Annotated in this window: 17 protein-coding genes and 1 pseudogene; 4 read left to right on the top strand and 14 right to left on the bottom strand. The window is 63.8% G+C overall.

From position 1 onward, the window contains the following. Positions 1 to 82: 82 nt before the first annotated feature. On the bottom strand, positions 83 to 2,824 hold the full coding sequence (gene aceE, locus QMG52_RS08950; protein ID WP_283560062.1) for a pyruvate dehydrogenase (acetyl-transferring), homodimeric type: 2,742 nt from the start codon (positions 2,822 to 2,824) through the stop codon (positions 83 to 85). 213 nt (positions 2,825 to 3,037) lie between these two features. Between aceE and QMG52_RS08945 the strand changes: the two genes are divergently transcribed. Then, positions 3,038 to 3,829, top strand: coding sequence for an SDR family oxidoreductase (locus QMG52_RS08945; RefSeq protein WP_283560131.1), 792 nt, complete (start codon positions 3,038 to 3,040; stop codon positions 3,827 to 3,829). Positions 3,830 to 4,000: 171 nt separating this feature from the next. Here the strand turns inward: QMG52_RS08945 and QMG52_RS08940 are convergent, their stop codons facing one another. The 8 genes from QMG52_RS08940 to QMG52_RS08905 all read right to left on the bottom strand — a co-directional run bounded on the left by QMG52_RS08940 (position 4,001) and on the right by QMG52_RS08905 (position 11,759). Further along, positions 4,001 to 5,491 carry a nucleobase:cation symporter-2 family protein gene (locus tag QMG52_RS08940; RefSeq protein ID WP_283560061.1) on the bottom strand — a complete coding sequence of 497 codons (1,491 nt, stop codon included), beginning with the start codon at positions 5,489 to 5,491 and terminating at the stop codon, positions 4,001 to 4,003. A gap of 183 nt (positions 5,492 to 5,674) precedes the next feature. Beyond that, entirely contained in the window at positions 5,675 to 6,574 is a 900-nt protein-coding gene (gene pucL / locus QMG52_RS08935; protein ID WP_283560060.1) for a factor-independent urate hydroxylase, read from the bottom strand. A gap of 2 nt (positions 6,575 to 6,576) precedes the next feature. Then, positions 6,577 to 6,918: a hydroxyisourate hydrolase gene (gene uraH, locus QMG52_RS08930; protein WP_283560059.1), complete on the bottom strand. Its 342-nt coding sequence runs from the start codon at positions 6,916 to 6,918 to the stop codon at positions 6,577 to 6,579. Further along, on the bottom strand, positions 6,915 to 7,412 hold the full coding sequence (uraD, locus tag QMG52_RS08925; RefSeq protein WP_283560130.1) for a 2-oxo-4-hydroxy-4-carboxy-5-ureidoimidazoline decarboxylase: 498 nt from the start codon (positions 7,410 to 7,412) through the stop codon (positions 6,915 to 6,917). Before uraD ends, uraH begins: the two co-directional genes overlap by 4 nt. Positions 7,413 to 7,704: 292 nt before the next feature. Then, entirely contained in the window at positions 7,705 to 8,175 is a 471-nt protein-coding gene (bcp, locus tag QMG52_RS08920; protein ID WP_283560058.1) for a thioredoxin-dependent thiol peroxidase, read from the bottom strand. Positions 8,176 to 8,283: 108 nt separating this feature from the next. Then, positions 8,284 to 9,192, bottom strand: a complete 909-nt coding sequence (locus tag QMG52_RS08915) for an HpcH/HpaI aldolase/citrate lyase family protein (RefSeq protein ID WP_502920479.1) — start codon at positions 9,190 to 9,192, stop codon at positions 8,284 to 8,286. Positions 9,193 to 9,410: 218 nt separating this feature from the next. Continuing rightward, a complete protein-coding gene (locus QMG52_RS08910; RefSeq protein ID WP_283560056.1) occupies positions 9,411 to 10,154 on the bottom strand; it encodes an aspartate/glutamate racemase family protein in 744 nt (247 codons plus the stop codon). A 117-nt stretch (positions 10,155 to 10,271) separates the two neighbouring features. Further along, positions 10,272 to 11,759: an NCS1 family nucleobase:cation symporter-1 gene (locus QMG52_RS08905; protein WP_283560129.1), complete on the bottom strand. Its 1,488-nt coding sequence runs from the start codon at positions 11,757 to 11,759 to the stop codon at positions 10,272 to 10,274. Between the two features lie 619 nt (positions 11,760 to 12,378). Here QMG52_RS08905 and QMG52_RS08900 point away from each other — a divergent pair. After that, a complete protein-coding gene (locus QMG52_RS08900) occupies positions 12,379 to 13,332 on the top strand; it encodes a pullulanase X25 domain-containing protein (RefSeq protein WP_349361680.1) in 954 nt (317 codons plus the stop codon). 282 nt (positions 13,333 to 13,614) lie between these two features. Here the strand turns inward: QMG52_RS08900 and QMG52_RS08895 are convergent, their stop codons facing one another. The 3 genes from QMG52_RS08895 to QMG52_RS08885 form a co-directional block, all read right to left on the bottom strand. Further along, entirely contained in the window at positions 13,615 to 14,088 is a 474-nt protein-coding gene (locus QMG52_RS08895; RefSeq protein ID WP_283560055.1) for an SRPBCC family protein, read from the bottom strand. Positions 14,089 to 14,090: 2 nt separating this feature from the next. After that, positions 14,091 to 14,480 carry an ArsR/SmtB family transcription factor gene (locus QMG52_RS08890; protein WP_283560054.1) on the bottom strand — a complete coding sequence of 130 codons (390 nt, stop codon included), beginning with the start codon at positions 14,478 to 14,480 and terminating at the stop codon, positions 14,091 to 14,093. 514 nt (positions 14,481 to 14,994) lie between these two features. Continuing rightward, positions 14,995 to 15,642 (bottom strand): NADPH-dependent F420 reductase, encoded by a 648-nt coding sequence (locus QMG52_RS08885; RefSeq protein ID WP_283560053.1) that lies wholly within the window; start codon positions 15,640 to 15,642, stop codon positions 14,995 to 14,997. Between the two features lie 135 nt (positions 15,643 to 15,777). Between QMG52_RS08885 and QMG52_RS08880 the strand changes: the two genes are divergently transcribed. Next, positions 15,778 to 16,263 (top strand): MarR family winged helix-turn-helix transcriptional regulator, encoded by a 486-nt coding sequence (locus QMG52_RS08880; protein WP_283560052.1) that lies wholly within the window; start codon positions 15,778 to 15,780, stop codon positions 16,261 to 16,263. Positions 16,264 to 16,281: 18 nt separating this feature from the next. Here QMG52_RS08880 and QMG52_RS08875 read toward each other — a convergent pair whose 3' ends face one another. Together QMG52_RS08875 and QMG52_RS08870 are read right to left on the bottom strand one after the other, a co-directional pair. Next, positions 16,282 to 16,779, bottom strand: coding sequence for a flavin reductase family protein (locus tag QMG52_RS08875; protein WP_283560051.1), 498 nt, complete (start codon positions 16,777 to 16,779; stop codon positions 16,282 to 16,284). An 11-nt stretch (positions 16,780 to 16,790) separates the two neighbouring features. Then, positions 16,791 to 17,312: a DinB family protein gene (locus tag QMG52_RS08870; RefSeq protein WP_283560050.1), complete on the bottom strand. Its 522-nt coding sequence runs from the start codon at positions 17,310 to 17,312 to the stop codon at positions 16,791 to 16,793. 174 nt (positions 17,313 to 17,486) lie between these two features. Here QMG52_RS08870 and QMG52_RS08865 point away from each other — a divergent pair. Next, positions 17,487 to 17,546: pseudogene (locus tag QMG52_RS08865) on the top strand (hypothetical protein); the annotation flags it as partial. Between the last annotated feature and the right edge of the window lie 229 nt (positions 17,547 to 17,775).

Below are 17,775 nucleotides of genomic sequence, written 5' to 3'. Positions count from 1 at the left end.
GCTTTTCTGTGCACTCCCGGTGGCAGGTCCTGCCGCCGGGACGACGGCGAAACCCCGTCTTTAGTGGGGCGCCGGCGCGGCGCTAGCTGTCGCCGCCCGCGCCGCCCGTGGTGCCGGCGTTGACGTTGTTCAGCTGGTACTTCTCCGCGGCCAGTACCGGCAGCGAGGAGTCGACCTCCCCGCGCTTGGCGAGCAGCTGCAGCGTCCGGACGACGACGGAGTGGGAGTCGATCTTGAAGAACCGGCGGGCGGCGGCGCGGGTGTCGGAGAAGCCGAAGCCGTCGGCCCCGAGCACCGCGTAGTCGCCGGGCACAAACTGCCGGATCTGATCCGGGACGGCCTTCATGTAGTCGCTGACCGCGATCACGGGTCCGCTGCTGCCCTGCAGTGCCGAGGTGACAAACGGCAGGCGCGGTTCCGCCGTCGGGTCCAGGAACTCCTGCTCCTCGGCCTCCAGCCCGTCGCGGCGCAGCTCGGTCCAGGACGTCACGGACCAGACATCGGCCGAAACTCCCCAATCGTCGGCGAGGATCCGTTGGGCTTCCAGCGCCCACGGCACGGACACGCCTGAGGCGAGCAGCTGGGCCCGCGGGCCTTCCGTCCGGGAGGGAGCCAGCAGATACATCCCCTTGAGCAGCGCGTTGACGTCCAAGCCCTCCGGCTCGGCTGGCTGCGTGATCGGCTCGTTGTAGACCGTGATGTAGTACATAACGTTCGGATCGGTGTGCTTGCCGCCGTACATGCGCTCCAATCCGGCACGCATAATATGGCCGATTTCGTATCCGTACGCGGGGTCATAGGTGACCACGGCAGGGTTGGTGGAGGCCAGCAGCGGGGAGTGTCCGTCCGCGTGCTGCAGTCCTTCACCCGTGAGGGTGGTGCGGCCCGCGGTGGCGCCGATGATGAAACCGCGGGTCATCTGGTCCCCGGCGGCCCAGAAGGCGTCGCCGGTGCGCTGGAACCCGAACATCGAGTAGAAGACGTAGACCGGGATCAGGGGTTCGCCATGCGTGGCGTAGGCGGTGCCCGCGGCCGTGAACGCAGCGACGGAACCGGCCTCGTTGATCCCAGCATGCACAATCTGACCGGACGTGGATTCCTTGTACGCCAGCACCAGGTCGCGGTCCACGGAGAGATAGTTCTGGCCGTTCGGGTTGTAGATCTTCGCCGTCGGGAAGAACGCGTCGATGCCGAAGGTCCGGGCCTCGTCGGGGATGATCGGCACAATCCGCTTGCCGAACTCCTTATCCCGGATCAGTTCCTTGAACAGCCGCACGAAGGCCATCGTGGTGGCGGCCTGCTGTTTGCCGGAGCCACGTTTGGCGATATCAAAGCTCTTCGAATCGCTCACCGGCAGCGCCTTATGCGCCGTCCGCCTTTCGGGAACGGAGCCGCCCAGTTCGGCGCGGCGTTCCATTAGGTATTTAATCTCCGGCGCCTCCATCCCCGGGTGGTAGTACGGGGGCCGGTACGGGTCCTTCTCCAGTACCTCGTCGGAGATGGGGATGCGGAGCAGATCGCGGAAGTCCTTGAGGTCCTTGAGCGTGAGTTTCTTCATCTGGTGCGTGGCGTTGCGGGCCTCGAAGTTGGTGCCCAGCCCGTAACCCTTGACCGTTTTCACCAGCACCACCGTGGGCTTGCCCTTGAACTCGGTGGCGGCCTTGTAGGCGGCGTAGACCTTGCGGTAGTCGTGACCACCGCGCTTGAGGTTCCAGATCTCGTCGTCGCTCAGATCGGCAACCATTTCCTTGGTCTGCGCGGTCTGGCCGAAGAAGTGCTCGCGGACAAATCCGCCGGACTCAGCCTTGTAGGTCTGGTAATCGCCGTCGACCGTGGTATTCATGACCTTCACCAGCGAACCGTCGTCGTCCTTTGCCAGCAGGTCATCCCACTCGCGGCCCCAGACAACCTTGATCACGTTCCAGCCGGCGCCGCGGAAGAAAGCCTCCAGCTCCTGCATGATCTTGCCGTTGCCGCGCACCGGCCCGTCCAGCCGCTGGAGGTTGCAATTGATCACGAAGTTGAGGTTGTCGAGCTTGTCGTTGGCCGCGAGTTGCAGCAGTCCGCGGCTTTCCGGCTCGTCCATTTCGCCGTCGCCCAGGAACGCCCAGACCTGTTGGTCGGAGGTGTCCTTGAGACCGCGGTTGTGCAGGTACCGGTTGGACTGCGCCTGGTAGATCGCGTTCATCGGGCCAATGCCCATGGAAACGGTGGGGAATTCCCAGAACTCCGGCATCAGGCGGGGGTGCGGGTAGGAGGAAAGCGCGTGCCCTTCCTTGGATTTTTCCTGCCGGAAGCCGTCCAGATCCTGCTCGGACAGCCGGCCTTCCATGAACGCGCGGGCGTACATGCCGGGGGAGGCGTGGCCCTGGAAGAAGATCTGGTCTCCGCCGCCGGGGTGGTCCTTGCCCCGGAAAAAGTGGTTAAAGCCGACCTCGTAGATGGTGGAGGCGCCGGCGTAGGTGGAAATATGCCCGCCCACGCCGATATCGGGCCGCTGCGCACGGTGCACCATCACGGCGGCATTCCAGCGCAGCCAACGGCGGTAGCGCCGTTCAATATCCTCATCCCCCGGGAACTCCGGCTCCTGGTCCGCGGGGATGGTATTGACGTAGTCCGTCGTGGTCACCATTGGCACGCCGACGCTCTGCGCACCGGCCCGCTGTAGCAGGCTGCGCATAATGAATTGGGCGCGTTCCGTGCCCTGTTCCTGGATCAGGGAGTCCAGGGACTCGATCCACTCGGCAGTTTCTTCCGGATCGCCGTCCGGCAGTCGGTGGGTTAGTCCGCTCAGGATGTGGGAGTTCTCTTCGCCTGCGGCCACGTCAGACCTTTCGTCGTTGAAAGCGTTTCTCCCGGAGATTCGACCGGTACGTCATATTTTCCGTATTATGAGAAACAAATATTGTAGAATGAGAATACAGGTGTCTGCGGGAGCGGTCAATACCCCTCGCCCGGTGGCATGTCGGTTAAATGTTGAAATGGAGATCCCGTGAGCAGCGGACTAAGCAGCGACTCGAGGAATGACGCGGGGAGTATGTCGGACGGCGACCCGGGCAGCGGGTGCGTCGGCGGGAAGAACGACGGCGGCAGGGTCGCCGTCGTGACCGGCGCCGGCTCGGGGATCGGCCGGGCCGTGGCACGACTGCTGCTGCGCTCCGGATATCGGCTGGTCCTGGCCGGTCGGAGGGAGCAGGAACTCCACGACACCGCCGACGGTCATGCCGCCGCACTGATACAGCAAACCGACGTGACCCTGCCGGACGAGGTCGAAGCACTCTTTGACCGCGGTGTGCGGGAATTCGGACGGGTGGATGTGCTGTTCAACAACGCGGGCATTTTTGGTCCAGCCGGGTCGGTGGACGAGATCTCCCTGCGGGACTGGGAAAGTACCGTGTCCGTGAACCTGACCGGATCCATGCTTTGCGCCGCGGCCGCAGTACGGGCCATGAAGGCGCAACAGCCGCAGGGCGGAAGGATCATCAACAACGGCTCGATCTCCGCGCATTCGCCGCGGCCCCGGTCTGCAGCCTATACGGTGACCAAACATGCCATGACGGGGCTGACCAAGTCCATCGAACTGGACGGGCGCGAATTCGGCATCACCTGCGGGCAGATCGACATCGGCAACACCGCGACGGACATCATGTCAACCCTCGGCGTTGGCACGGGTGCCCTGCAGGCGGACGGCCGGCGCCTGGTGGAGCCCACGTTCCCGGTGGCCGAAGCGGCCCGGGCGGTGCTGATGATGGTGGATATGCCGCCGTCGGTCAGCGTTGGATCCGTGCTGATCACGGCTGCTGGCATGCCGTTCATAGGCCGGGGCTGATCAGATGCAGTCAATGGAAACAGCCGGCAAAACGCTGCCGTCCGCTTCCCGACAGGGCTGCTGACGGCAGCGTTGTGCCGGCTGCGGATCCGGTGTACCCAACGCATCGACTGTGCAGCAGATGAGTGAAGGAGACCCCGTTCGGTCACCTGCTGCACAGTCGACGTGAATCTAGTGCCCGGATTCGACCCGGCGGATCGGCACCTCGGAGCCGGAAGCATCAATGAGTTTGCCGTCTTCCCAGTGGTCGCCGTGCTCCAGAGCTTCCACCACCTCCGCAGGCACCAAACGGTCCGCAGCGGCGGCGAAAACGGATGGGTTCTCCGAGTTGCCGGCTTTGAGGTGATTGAACAGCAGGTTCAGCAGGATCGCCATGATGGCTGCAGAACTGATGCCCGAGTGGAAGATGGTCGCGAACCAGTCGGGGAACTTGTTGTAGAACGTCGGGGCCGCGATAGGAATGATCCCCGCACCAATGGCAGTCGCCACGATGATCAGGTTCATGTTGTTTTTGTAGCTGACCGTGGAGAGCGTACGGATACCGCTGGCGGCAACCGTACCGAACAGGACGATGCCCGCCCCGCCCAGGACCGACGTCGGCACGGCGGCCACCACGCGTCCCATCACGGGCAACAGACCCAGGATCACCAGGATGACGCCGCCGGCGGCAACCACAAACCGGCTCTTGATGCCCGTGACGGCCACCAGACCCACATTCTGGGCAAAGGCGCTTTGCGTGAAAGAGCCGAAGATGGGGGCCACGGCACTGGCGGCCATATCCGCCCGCAGGCCGTTGCCGAGCCGTTTGGCATCAACCTTCGTGCCGACGATTTCGCCGACCGCCAGGATATCCGCTGAGGTCTCCACCATGATGACCAAAACAACGATGAACATGGAGATGATGGCGGCAATGTTGAACGTGGGCAAGCCCAGGTGGAACGGTACGGGGAACGCGGCGATCTCGCCGACGCCGACTTTGGAGAAGTTGGCCATCCCGAGGGGTACAGCCACCAGCGTGCCGATCACAATGGCCAGCAGGATCGAGAGGCGCGAAATGGTGCTGCTGCCAAGCTTGCTGAGCAGCAGGACGATGGCCAGGGTCAGGGCTGCCAGCCCAATATTTGCGACGCTGCCGTAGTCCGGGGCTTTGGCGTTGCCCCCCATGGCCCAATTGGCCGCGACGGGCATCAGGGACAGCCCGATGACGGTGATCACGGTCCCGGTCACCACGGGCGGGAAGAACTTTATGATCTTGGAAAAGATGGGGGTGATCAGGAACCCGATCACGGAGGAGACAATGACGGCGCCGAAGACGGATTGGATGCCGCCACCGCCCTTGACGATTGCCACCATGGTCGCAACGCCGGCAAACGATACGCCTTGGACCAGCGGCAGCTGGGAGCCGAAGAACGGCACACCCACAGTCTGCAGCAACGTGGCGAGGCCGCCCATGAAAAGGCAGGCGGCAATCAGCAGGCCGACATCCGCGGTGTTCATTCCGGCCGCTTGGCCGACGATCAGCGGAACGGCGATGATGCCGCCGTACATGGTCAGAACGTGCTGGAGGCCGTAGCCGAAGCTGGCCCCTATGGACATCCGCTCGTCTTCGGGCCTGTCGGTGCTCGCGGGCCGCGAGCGGCGTACTCTGGTTGATTTAGACATTTTGCTGTATCTCCGTCCCGGCAATGAAGTAGTGCCGTCATGAAAAATTTTGGTCATGTGTTGGGCATGAAAAGCTTTGGTCATGAAGCTGTCCGGTTGTTACTTCCTCCGGCGGATTGGCCGCGCAAAAGTGTCCGGTCAAGAGTGCCCGGGGACGGGCGGCTGCCCGTCCCCGGGGGCGTTCTAGCAGAAGCCGGCGATGCCTTCCCAAGCCCGGCCGGCGTCGGATGCGTCTTCACGCAGGACCGTTGCTTCGATCAGACCGTACGGACGGTCAGCGGCGAAGAAGACCTCGTTCGGATTGTCCAACCCGAAGGGGGACAGATCCACGAGGAAGTGGTGCTTGTTCGGCATGGAGAATTTGATCTCATCGATTTCCGGGTGGGCCTCGAGGACCTTCTTGCCCATTCCGTACAGGGTGTTCTGCAGGGCTGTGGAGTAGTTCTCCGTAAACCCTTCCAGCAGCAGGGCCTTGACGTCGTCGTAGGACTTGTTGAAGTCAACGTCGGTGGTGTTGTAACGCCACCGGGCTGCGACCTCGGTCGACAAGATCCGTTCACTTGTCTCAGGCAGGGTGGTGTATTTGTCCACCGGGAAGCCCTCGAAGCCGGACTGAGTGGTCTTTAGGACCGTCAGGCCCTTGAGGCCGCCCACGACCTGGACATCGTTGCCGTCCTTGACGACGACGGCGGTCCGGGTTTCCGTTCCGTTCTTGACGAACGCGTGGTTGTGCGGTGACCCATCGGCCACGATGCGGTCCCAGGAATAGGACTCTGCCGCCCACCGGCCGCCGTCCACCCACTCGAAGCCGGAGGTGAAGTGCTCGGCCAAGCGGAGCAGGAACTTCTCCGGCGAGCCGACGCCTTCACGGGCAAAGGCGTAGACGGTGTTCTTCTGCGTATCCGTCGGGACGACATGCGCGTTGTCGCCTTCCAGGTGGGCTGCCTCGAAGTCGCCGCGCAGCTCGGAGGTGACGTTGAGGTCCTCGATCTGGTGGCGGTCCGTGTCGCGGGTGACCTTGACCACGCGGACCTCGGCTTTGCCGAACTGGTTGGCGCCGAGAATGATGTTGTTGCTGCTCATGATTAGTTTCCTCTGTACGTTGAGTAGGCGAATGGACTGAGCAGCAGCGGCACGTGGTAGTGCGCCTCGCTCTGGGCGACGGTGAATGTCAGCACAACCTCCGGGAAGAAGGTGTCCGTGTTGATGCCGGCGAAGTAGGCCCCGGTGGCAAAGTGCAGCCGGTAATCTCCGGAGGCAAGCCGCTCGGGCCCAAGGTCTTTCACCCGCCCGTCGGCATCTGTTTTGCCCGTCGCAATCGTGGACCAAGCGTCACCGTCGCGGGCATAAAGCTCGACGGCGACACCTGCGGCCGGCGTGCCGGCTGCGGTATCCAGAATGTGGGTGGTCACATGGGAGACGCTCACGCGGTTACTCCTCCTTTGAGCCGCAACAGGGCGATTTCGCGCAGCTGCTGGGCAACGATGGGATTCTCGGTTTCGGGAGTGTTCTGCAGACGCTCGTTGAGGGCGGCCAGGATTTCGCGGGAACTCCGGCCTGCGGCGCGGATCAGGAAGACCCGGCCGAATTTTTCCTCATATGCCCGGTTTCCCGCCACGAGCTCTGCCGCCACCTGTGCATCGGTGGGGCCGAGAGCTGCCTGTTCGGAACGAGACAGGGCAGCCTCGGCATTGCTGCCGGCTGCGCGTTCCCCGATCCGGGGATGGTGGGAGAGCGCCGAATCGATTTCCGCGTCTGCGAACGGATTGGCTGCCTTGCCGGCGCAGTCCAGCAAGGCTTCGATGCTGGTAAAAGGCCGGGCCTGGGCGATCTCGTCGATCCAACGCGATACGTCAATACAGGGGCGGAGGACGGCGACTGCTTCGGAGGGCTCTAACTGATTGAATCGCTCAAGGGTCATTTGTTCAAGCAACATTGCTTGTACCTCGTACTAAAAATGCTGGCATCCACGGTGTAGGGCTATACGAAAATAAATCTCGCATCGTGGAACTGTTATTTCAGCATATGTAATAGTGAACCGTGTCACATCGATGCTGTCAAGCCCGCGACGAAAAATTCTCGGGAAAGTTTTGTCCAGAGGACCGGACGCGGCGGCGCGCCAAGGCCCCCGCCCCGCAGCCGGAAGCCGCAGGTTTCGGGCGCGCCAAAGCCCAGGCCCGGAGCGTCCGGGTCGGGGCCTGTCGTGGATGGGGTCAGCTCACGCCGAGGGTCTCCCGCAGCTGCGCGACGTGACCGGTTGGCGCAACACTGTAGGCTGCGTGGGTCACGCGGCCCTCGCTGTCCAGCACGAAGGTGGAGCGCAGCACACCCTCCGTTTCCTTGCCGCCCACGGTTTTAGCCCCCCAGGCGCCCCATTCGCGCGCTACCTGCGCGCCGTCGTCGGACAGCAGCGGAAAGGTCAGGCCCTGGTCCTCGATAAAACTGCTCAACTCTTCGGGTGAGTCGGGGGAGATCCCGACCACCTCGTAGCCGCCCTTCTTCAGCGAGCCGAGGCTGTCGCGGAAGTCGCAGGCCTCGGTGGTGCACCCCGGCGTCGCGGCCTTGGGATAGAAATACACCACAACGTTGCGGCCGCTGAAATCGGAGAGGGAAACGGTGCTGCCGGAGGCATCCTGGAGGCTGAAGCCGGGCGCAGTTGTTCCGGGCTTGAGTTGTGACGACATGGTGGGTCCTTAATTTTCTTCTGAAGGGTTGGGTTATCGGTTTTTGGCGGCAAAATCTCTCCGCGGACTTCAGCCGTCGGCTTGGCCGGGTCGGCGGACCGGGCCGGATTACGGAAGCGCCGGAGCAAGGCCGAGCGCCGTTGCCAGGGTGAGAATCTTGCGGGCGCGGCCTATCCGGGGCAGATCGCTGCCGTCCCGGATAATCCCGCCGCGGGCTTCGAAATCGGCAAGGAAGTCGCAGGCCCAGGCCATGTCCGTCGGGGTAGGGCTGATGACCTCGTTCACCACTGGCGTCTGATCTGTGGACAGGCACAGCTTGCCGGTCATTCCCATCATCACGGTAATGCCCGACTGCTCCCGCAGGATCGGATGACTGGTGCCAACGGTCGGGCCGTCGATGGGACCGGGAAGGTTCCCTGCACGGCTGGCCACCACCAGTTTTGCCCGCGGGTAAGCCATGGCCTCCCGGTCCGCACTCATGCCGGTATCGCGCCGGAAGTCGCCGCTGCCGAACGCCAGCCGGAAGGCGCCGTGGGCTCTCGCGATGTGGGTTGCCTCCTCGATGCCGCAGGCGGATTCGACCAGGGCGACTATCCGGTGCTTGCCGCCGAGCCGGTCAAAGGTGGTCGAGACCTGTTCCGGCGATTCGGTTTTCGCGAGCATCACGCCCAGCAGACCGGGCGCATCCCGGAGGGCCGCCAGATCGTCGGCCCAGAAGTCCGAGGTCGCGTCATTGACGCGCACCCACGCCCTGCCGCCGTCGTGCAGCCAGCGGTTGACGGCCTCCCTGGCCTCAGGTTTTTTACCCGGATCAACGGCGTCCTCTATGTCCAGCACGATGGCGTCGGCGGCCGAGGCTGCGGCCTCTCCGAAGGCTTCGGGGCGGGTGGCCGGCACCAGCAGCCACGAGCGGGCGACGTCGGGCTCTACGGTCTTGGACCGCACTGCCTTAGCCTGCGCCGGCTCGCTTGAGGATTCGGCGCGCAGTGGTTCCCTGCTGATGGTGGCGCTGTGCATCACGAGGTGCCTCCTTCGTTGATTTCGTATCGTGAAAAGAAAATATTGTCCAGTGAAATAATGCTAGGACTTTCCCTCGGGTTAGTCAACGAAACCGCATCCGTATCATTCGGCCACCACCGCGATGCTGTCCCTCCTGCGCGCCTGATGGTGGAAGGTCGCCGGCGGAACCCGAGTCACGCGCGGCGGGTGCCGAGTCACGCGCCGCGGAAGCCGAATCAGACGGTGGCGTCGTCGAGACGCAGTTCAAGGGGCCAGCCAATGACCTTCTTCGGGCGTGGTGTGGCGTAGGTGCGCACCTTTGAGGTGGAAAGTCCCATCCGGACCAAGGATTCTGCGATGGTCACTGCGGAGGCTACGCCGTCCACCACCGGGACGCCCAGCCGGGTGCGGATCTGTTCGTCGAGGCCCGCCATGCCGCCGCAGCCGAGGACGATAACTTCTGCCTTGTCCTGCGTTACCGCGCGTTCGGCCTGGTCGATGATCGCAGCCACGGCCCGCGCGGGGTCTTCCTCGAGTTCCAGCACCGCAAGTCCGCTGGCCCGGACGGAGGCACAGCGTGCGTCCAGTCCGGCCAGTTTCAACCGGTCCTCGATGAGCGGGACCGTCCGATCCAAGGTGGTCACCACGGAGTACTTGTGCCCCAGGAACATGGCGGTGCTCGCCGCCGCTTCGGTGATGTCCACCACCGGCACGTCCAGCAGCTCCTGCAGCCCTTCGCGCCCGTGCTCGCCGTACCCGGCCTGGATGACGGCGTCAAAAGGCTCCGGATAAGCAAGGATCTTGTCCATCACGGCGACGGCGGCCAGGTAGCTTTCGAAGTTCCCCTCGCAGGAGTCCGCTCCGAACCGCGGCGTCAGCCCGATGATTTCGGTGCCCGGCGCCGCCACGGCACGGGCTTGGTTGGCGATGGAATCGGTCATGGACCGGGTCGTGTTCACGTTGGCGATCAGGATGCGCATCAGAGTGATCTTTCAGGTTGGCTGGTTCAGTTGGCTGTCAGTGCCCGCCGGCCCGGTGTCATCCGGGCCGGCGGCCCGTGTTAGTGCGCCCGGGGGCACTGAGTTAGTGCACGTGAGTTAGTGCACGCTGGGAACGGCGATCGGCTCGCCCGAAACATCACGGAATGTCCGCTTGCGGTCGGCCAGTGCAAAGTAGAGCACTGCCCCGAGGCCGGCGCCGAAAAACCACGAGAACGCGGAGAGCGGCTCAAGCACAGGAACAAAGGCGATGACGAGGGAGATGACGGCGGCAGGGATGAATGCGGCGATTGCCCGCACGTTGAAGCCGTTGCGGTAGAAGTAGGATCCGCTGGCGACCTCGCTGTATAGCTGCGGGACGTCGATCCTGGTGCGGCGGATCAGCCAATAATCGGCCATGATAACGCCGAACAGCGGGCCGAGCAGGGCCCCCAGGCCACCGAGGAAGTACACGATCACGACTGGGTTGTTGTACAGGTTCCAGGGCAGGATGACCAGTCCGATGATGGCGCTGACCAGGCCGGCGCGGCGGAAGTTCAGCTTCCTGGGGAACAGGTTGGTGAGTGCATAGATAGGAGCGACGAAGTTGGCCATCAGGTTCACCGCGATGGTCAGCACCAGCAGGGCCAGTGCGGCGGCCACCAGCAGGATCGTGTTGGGGACGGTCTGCACGATGTCGGACGGGCTGGCGATAATAGTGCCATTGATTTTGAACTGGGCGCCGGCCAGGACGACGACGATGACGCCGAAGAGCAGCATGTTGATCGGGATGCCCCAGAAATTACCCTTGATGATGGACTTGCGGGTAGTGGAGGAACGGGTGAAGTCGCAGAAGTTGAGCACGAAGGTGGCGTAGATGGAGACCCAGAGGGCGCCACCGGCGAAGATGGTGCGCCACATCTCACCGCCGGTGAGGCTGTGGCTCGTGGACCACGCGATGGATCCGCCGGCCTGGACGAACATCCACACGGCCAGGGAGATCATGGTGACGAGGATGATGGGTCCTGCGAACGCCTCGTACTTGCGGATCATATCCATGCCGTACCTGACGATGACGACCTGCACAATCCAGAGGAACACGAAAGTGACCCAACCCAGGGTGGACAGTCCGAGGATCGAGTTGCCGTCCAGATCCTTGAGCCCGGGGACGAGAGCGATCAACAGAACGCGCAGCACCAGGGATGCAAGATAGGTCTGAATGCCGAACCAGACGATGGCGACCCCGCCTCGGATCAGGGCGGGAATTTGTGCCCCATGAATGCCGAATGCGATGCGGCTCATGACCGGGAACGGGACACCGGTCTTGTGCCCCATAAATCCAGAAAACGTCAGCAGTATGAATAGGAGAACCGCGCCAATGCCCAGGGCCAGCAGAATCTGCCAAGCGCCAAGGCCCAGTGCAAAGAGTCCAAGAGCGAAACCATAGTTGCCCAGACTGTGCACATCGTTGGCCCACAGCGTGAAAATGCTGTACGCGCTCCACCGCCGGCCGGCCATCTGAGTAGGGGCGAGGTCCTGGTTGTAGAGCCGCGGACTAGTGGAGGGGACGCCCTGGATACCCAGCGCTACGGCCGGCGGCTGATGCATTATCGGGTCGTGGTGTTTGTGGTGTTCGTGGTGTTCGTGGTGTTCGTTGTGTTCGTTGTGTTCGTTCGGGGTCATGTCGGCAGGTGGCGTGGCGTTCGGGGCGAAACTCATCGGGAACCTTTTCTGCGGGAAGGCGCTTCGGATATATGGAAGCGCGTCAGAATGTTGAGGGACCGGTATCTGAATGCGCCGCTTGGGCGATCAGATACACGTAAGGGGAAGCCAGGCGGAGTCGCCCGGGTCTCCCTGACTGCTGCCGAACTCGCTTTCAGCGCAGTGTGCTTGGAAGTATGCATCGATCAGAACCAATCATTCGTTCCACCTCACCGTGGAGGATTGAGACAACTGTAATCCGCATCACATGTTTCCGCAATAGAAGAAGAAATATCCGCATCGTGGAATATGATGACGACGGGAGCCTGAACACCGAGTCCGGGGAGTTCCGCACCCTCGCCCGGTTTCTGCCGCGGCGGATGCAGTGATCAGCGGCGCTGCCGGGCCTGATGTGCCGCCCCGCCGTCGATGGGTTCTTTTATGACGGTGAAGATAGGCCCCGCATGGTGCGCCGGGCCCGCGGCTGGCAGACTGGGAGCACACTGAAACTCGCAGGAGGAAAACCGTGGGACTTGACATCGGGAATAACAGCAACCGCCGCCTTAAAGCCGTGCTCGACATCATGGCGGCCGGGGTCTGGCGGGGCGAGAAGCCGGGCGCCGGGACGGTACTGACGGAGGCCGTCGAGCGGGTACCGTTGGACGCCGAGGAAAGCCAGTTGCTCAGCGGGGGAGTGCCGAGGGGCCACAAGGCGCTGACCACGGCAACCGCCAAGCTGGTGAAGGCCGGATGGCTGTTGAAGGGACGGTCCGGTTGGTCGCTCACCGACGACGGGCTGCGGGCCACGGTGGCCTTCCCCGACGCGGACTCGCTGGCGGCTGCGCTTGCGGCCGGGACGCCGGTACCGGCCGACATGCCGGTGCCGACCGCCGCGCCCGAGCAGCCAAAGGAAACAGTGGCTCGTGCCGCAAAGGCGTCCGCAAAGACTCCGGCGGCGCGGGCAAAAGCGACGACGGCGGTGGACCAGCCCGGGACTGGCGCGGCGGAAGCAGCGGCGACCGGCACACGGAAATCCCGTCCGCGTAAGGCTGCTGCCGCGCCGGACGCCCCAGCGTCTGTCGAAGCGCTGGCACCCGATGCGCAGACACCCGAAGCGCAGACGCCCATAGCGCAGGCGCCGGAACCCGCGCAAGGTGGCCCGTCCGCCGTCGAACTCGGCCCGCAGCCGGACTCGGTCGCCATCGTGGGTGACTTCGGCATTCTGTTGGGCGCGCCGGAAAACTGGGAACCCGACTTTGCCGAAGTGCAGATGAGCTTCGACGACTCGGATCGGCTCTGGAAGCTGAGCGCCGAACTGCCCGAAGGTTTTTACAGCTACAAGGCCGTGGTCAATCGGAGCTGGGACGAGAACTACGGGGCATTTGGGGTGCGCAGCGGGTCCAACCACGAGCTGCACCATGCCGGCGGAACGATCACTTTCCGCTACGACCACGGCACCAAGGACGTCCTGACTGACTGACGGCCACGTGGGCGGCGGGCGGGGGATGATGTTCCGCACCGGACGCACCGGAGGCACCAGCTGTGGACATCGGCGCCTGCAATCTGGAATAGCGGGGGCGGATGTCCACAGCTGGTGCGAAATCTTGTCTTCCTGCTGTTCCACCCCGACTAACGGCCGCGGTGCTCGAGGGGGATTAGCGGTTTTTCGGCCCGGACGTTGTCGCGGTAGAACCCGATAGCCGGTCAGTGTCACTGGCCGGCAGGACGACAGCTTCGAAGGTCAAGTCCATGGTCCGTCTACTTAGATTCCCAGCAGCTCGTCGAGCCGTTCGTATCCCTCGGACAAGCCGCCTTCCATGCCAGCGGAAGCCATGCCGTCGCGGGCCTCCTGGCTGGGGTAGACGGCGTGCCCGCGGAGCCGCGTGCGTCCGTCGCCGAGGTCTTCAAACGTCGCGAATTCGATGCTGACTACGTCCGGATAGCCGTCGAACTCGAAAGTTTGGATGGCAAACTCGTTTTCCCGGACGGTATGGAAGACGCCGCTAAACGCGTAGGAGACGCCGTCGGGACCGGTGTGGTGGTAAAGGTAGCTGCCGCCGGTGCGGAAATCGTAGTGGTCGATCTCGATTTTGTTGTGGCGCGGACCGAGCCATTGGGCGATCAGCTTCGGCTCAGAGTGCGCCCGGAACACGGCCGCCACGGGGAAATCAAACTCCCGCTCAAAGTCAATGAACGGGACGCCGTCGGGGACGGTGAGTTTGAGTGCGTTGCTCATGATCAGTCCTTTGTCTGCTGGCCGTCTGCTTCGGCGGCTTGGGATCGGAGTATGGCTTGGGCTTGAAGTACTGCATCAAGGCCGCGGAACTGCCCTTCACGGACCAGCCGGTACTGGTCGATCCACGCGGTGAGTGCCTCCAGCTGAAGGGGGTTCAAGTGAACCGGTCGGCGCTGGGCGTCGCGGGTACGCGTGACCAGTTGTGCCTGTTCGAGGACCTGGATGTGTTTTGAGATCGCCTGCTTGGTGATGGCGAAGGGTTCGGCAAGTTCGTTGACCGTGGCCGGTCCCCTGCTGAGTCTGGCGATGATGCGGCGGCGGGCCGGGTCTGCGAGGGCTAGGAATGCTCTGTCGAGACGGTCGTCGTCGCCGGTGTCGGTGATGGTTATCAACCTCCTTCTTTATCAACTAACTAATTGATAAAAAATCTACGCCCTAAGTCGCTTGCGGTCAAGGGCTCACATTCACCAGAACCGAGGAAACTGCCATGACGAGCGGGTGCCCGGCATGTGCGCACCAGAAACGGCCAACCCCTGCTATTTCAGCCGCGGCTGTCCGTCTCGGTTGCGGTTTGGCGCCCGCTGGCCGGGTGGGCGTCCGCGCGCTCAGAAGCGCGACGGAGCGGCCGGTTCGCGCTCTGGTCTTGCCGTTCCGCAGCCGTAAAGCCGCAGACCTTCGACGGGCCTGCAGTTTCCAGCGCTTCAGCCGAGGCGCCGAAGATGTTATGGATGGTCCGATTCCGCCTCAGTTCCACGACGTACGGCAGGACGACGGCGGCGCCGGCCGCCGCCGTTGTCCTGCCGGCAGGACGACGACGGCGCCTGCCCGCCTTGCGTCGTCGGACTTTCCGGTCGGAGCGCGCCGACAGGCGGGGCGCGTTCCGCTCCCAGGCCGCCGCCGAGGACGCTAGCTCAGGATCTTCAGACCGGTGTTCCAGTTGAAGTCGGTGAACTCCGGGTTGGCCTGCAGAGTCATCAGGACGAACTGGAATCCTTCGAGTTCGCGGGCGCGCTTGAGCGGCCCTACCACCAGCGGGCGCATGCCGCCGTCAGCCACGAGGCTGCTCACCGCGGAATTGGCCGCCGTGTCATCGTCTGCGATGAAGACATCCAGCGGCTGGCCCGCGGCTTCGCCCGCCACTAAGGTACCGGCGAACGTGGTGTTGAAGGCTTTCACTACGTGCGTGCCGGCAGGCGCCAGCGCGGCTAATTCTTCGGCGGCGGAGCTGCCCGGTGCGACGACCAGGGAATCAAAGGTCTCCATGTTCACCGGATTGGTGATGTCCACGAGGGTCTTGCCAGCCAGGGCGGTGCCATAAGCCGAGACCACGGACTTGGCCGCTCCGAACGGAACGGCCAGCACAACAATCTGGCCCTCGGGGGCCTGATCCATGGTGCCGGAGGTGGCGTTGGCGCCGAGCTCAGCGGCGAGAGCCTGCGACTTGGCCGCGTCCTGGCCCAGGATCTGGAGGGTGCGGTCGGCGGCCAGCGCCCGGGTGGCGATACCGCGGGCCATACTGCCGTTGCCGATGATGGTGATGTCGGTGCTGCTCATGGTTTTCTTCTTTCCGAAAAGGCGGTTCAGGAGCGAGGTCATGGGATCTGTTCTGCTGGAAGACGTTTACTTGAAGCTACAACTAAATGTAGGCCAAAAAAGTTGAAGGGTCAAGTGTTGTGGGATAATTAATTTATGAGTGAACCGAGGTGGTTGTCCGCGCAGGAGCGCCAGGCGTGGCTGGCGTTGTTGTCCACCATGACGCTGCTGCCCGGAGCCTTGGATGGGCACCTACAGCAGGAGGCCAGGCTCTCGCTGTTCGACTACAACGTGCTGGCCATGCTCTCCGAAGCCGCGGAGCGGACCCTGCCCATGAGCGAGCTTGCCGCCCGGACAAGTGCGTCGCTGTCGCGGCTGTCGCACGTCGTGAAGAAGCTGGAAGGCCGCGGCTACGTCACGCGTTGCACGCACGCGGAGGACGCGCGGGTCACCACGGCCACGGTCACGGATCCTGGAATGGAACTGATCGCGGCGCTGGCGCCGGGGCATGTGGACACTGTGCGCGCCCTGGTGTTTGACCAACTGGACGACGACGACGCGGCCGACCTCGCGCGGATCGGCCGCAAGGTGGTCCGTGGTCTGGACCCGCAGCACTGGATCCTCCGCGAGCCCGCGCCCTGACAATGCGGGTCGGCGCCCTTAGGCCGGGTGGCCCGCCTGCATGTCCTGCAGCTGCGAAAAGTACAGCCCGGCGGGGCCGGGGCCGGTGTGGATCTGCGTCGGCTCCAGCAGGAATCCGGCGTGGTCGCCGAGATCGGTCCGGTGCAGAACATTTCCGACCAGCCAGCGCGGGCACTGGGTGAGCAAGGGAACTCCTCCGGGACCGTGGCGCCATTGGCAGCCGGCGAACTTGTCGACGTCGTCCCCGGTTTCGCCGCCGAACAGCTGGGCCAGATCATGCTGCTCGGGGCCTAGGACGTGCAGCCCCAGGATGGATGCGCTGCGGGCGAGTCTATAGGTGTGGTTGGCCTTGGAGATACAGACCAGGAAACGCGGCGGGTCGATACTGCACTGGGTGGCGAACCCGACCAGGCAGCCGGAGCGGGATTCCGGTGGTGACTGCTGGTCCCTACCCACGGTAACGATATACATGGGGTAATCCAGGTCCTCGGCAAATGCGTCGACGGCTTCATCCATGCGCACAGTTGCTACCCCATGGTCTTGGCGCCGTCGAGGGACTCGCGGAGGATATCCGCATGGCCAGCGTGCTGGGCGGTCTCGGCGATGATGTGCAGCAGGACGCGGCGGGCGGACCACCGCGCGCCGGGCTCGAACCAGGGGGCCGCAGGCAGCGGGTGCGAAATGTCCAGGTCGGGCAGAGTGGCGACGAGCTCGTCGGTCCGGGCGGCGACCTGATCGTACGCCTCCAGCAGACCGGTGAGCGTCTCGCCCTTCAGCATGCTGAATTCGAGGGCCCGGTCGCCCAAGTCCGCATCGTCCGCCGAGCCCAAAGCGGTTGCGCCGTCCATCATGAAGTTGACCCACCCCTGCTCAGTGGCTGCAACGTGCTTGAGCAGACCGCCCAGACACAGCTCGCTTCGAGTGGGACGTTCCGCCGCCTGCTCGTCAGTGAGGTCGCGCACGGTGAAGCGCAGGAAGGACCGATGCCGGTTCAGGGATTCGAGCAGATCGGACCGTTCGCCGGTTTCGGTATTGATAGACGAGGTCATGGGGGTCCGCCTTCAGCAGGAATTACCGGAATTGATCGCTCCACAGGAGACTACCGCTCCGGATGCGCCACCGCCACAGCTGCGGCTGCGGATGGCGATCGCGGTCAGCCGCCTCATTTTCGATAGTGGGAGTTCTTATGAAACGGAGGCCAAGCTCCGGCGCTGAAGGACTCCATGCAAGAGGCGGACGTGGCCTTTACCGCCGTCGTTTATCCGGACGCGGGGCATGCTTTCTTCAATGACAGCAACAAGTGTGCCTACCGGCAGGGTGCCGCGGACGACGCATGGCAAGACGCTGGCCTTCCTGAGCGCAGCGCTGGAGGCCTGACCCAGCCTCAGGTGAGGTCATCGACGGCGCGATACGGTCCCGGGCCGACCTTGACCGCTCGATCCGTCCCGAGCCCACCGCCCACCCAAGTAGGTCGCAGTTATGGCACTCAAAACGCGTTTTGAGTGCCATAAC

The sequence above is a fragment of the Paenarthrobacter sp. PH39-S1 genome (assembly GCF_030063245.1).
Taxonomy (GTDB): Bacteria; Actinomycetota; Actinomycetes; order Actinomycetales; family Micrococcaceae; genus Arthrobacter_M.
Note: the sequence above shows the minus strand (reverse complement) of the source record. Positions and strands in the feature narration are given on the sequence as shown.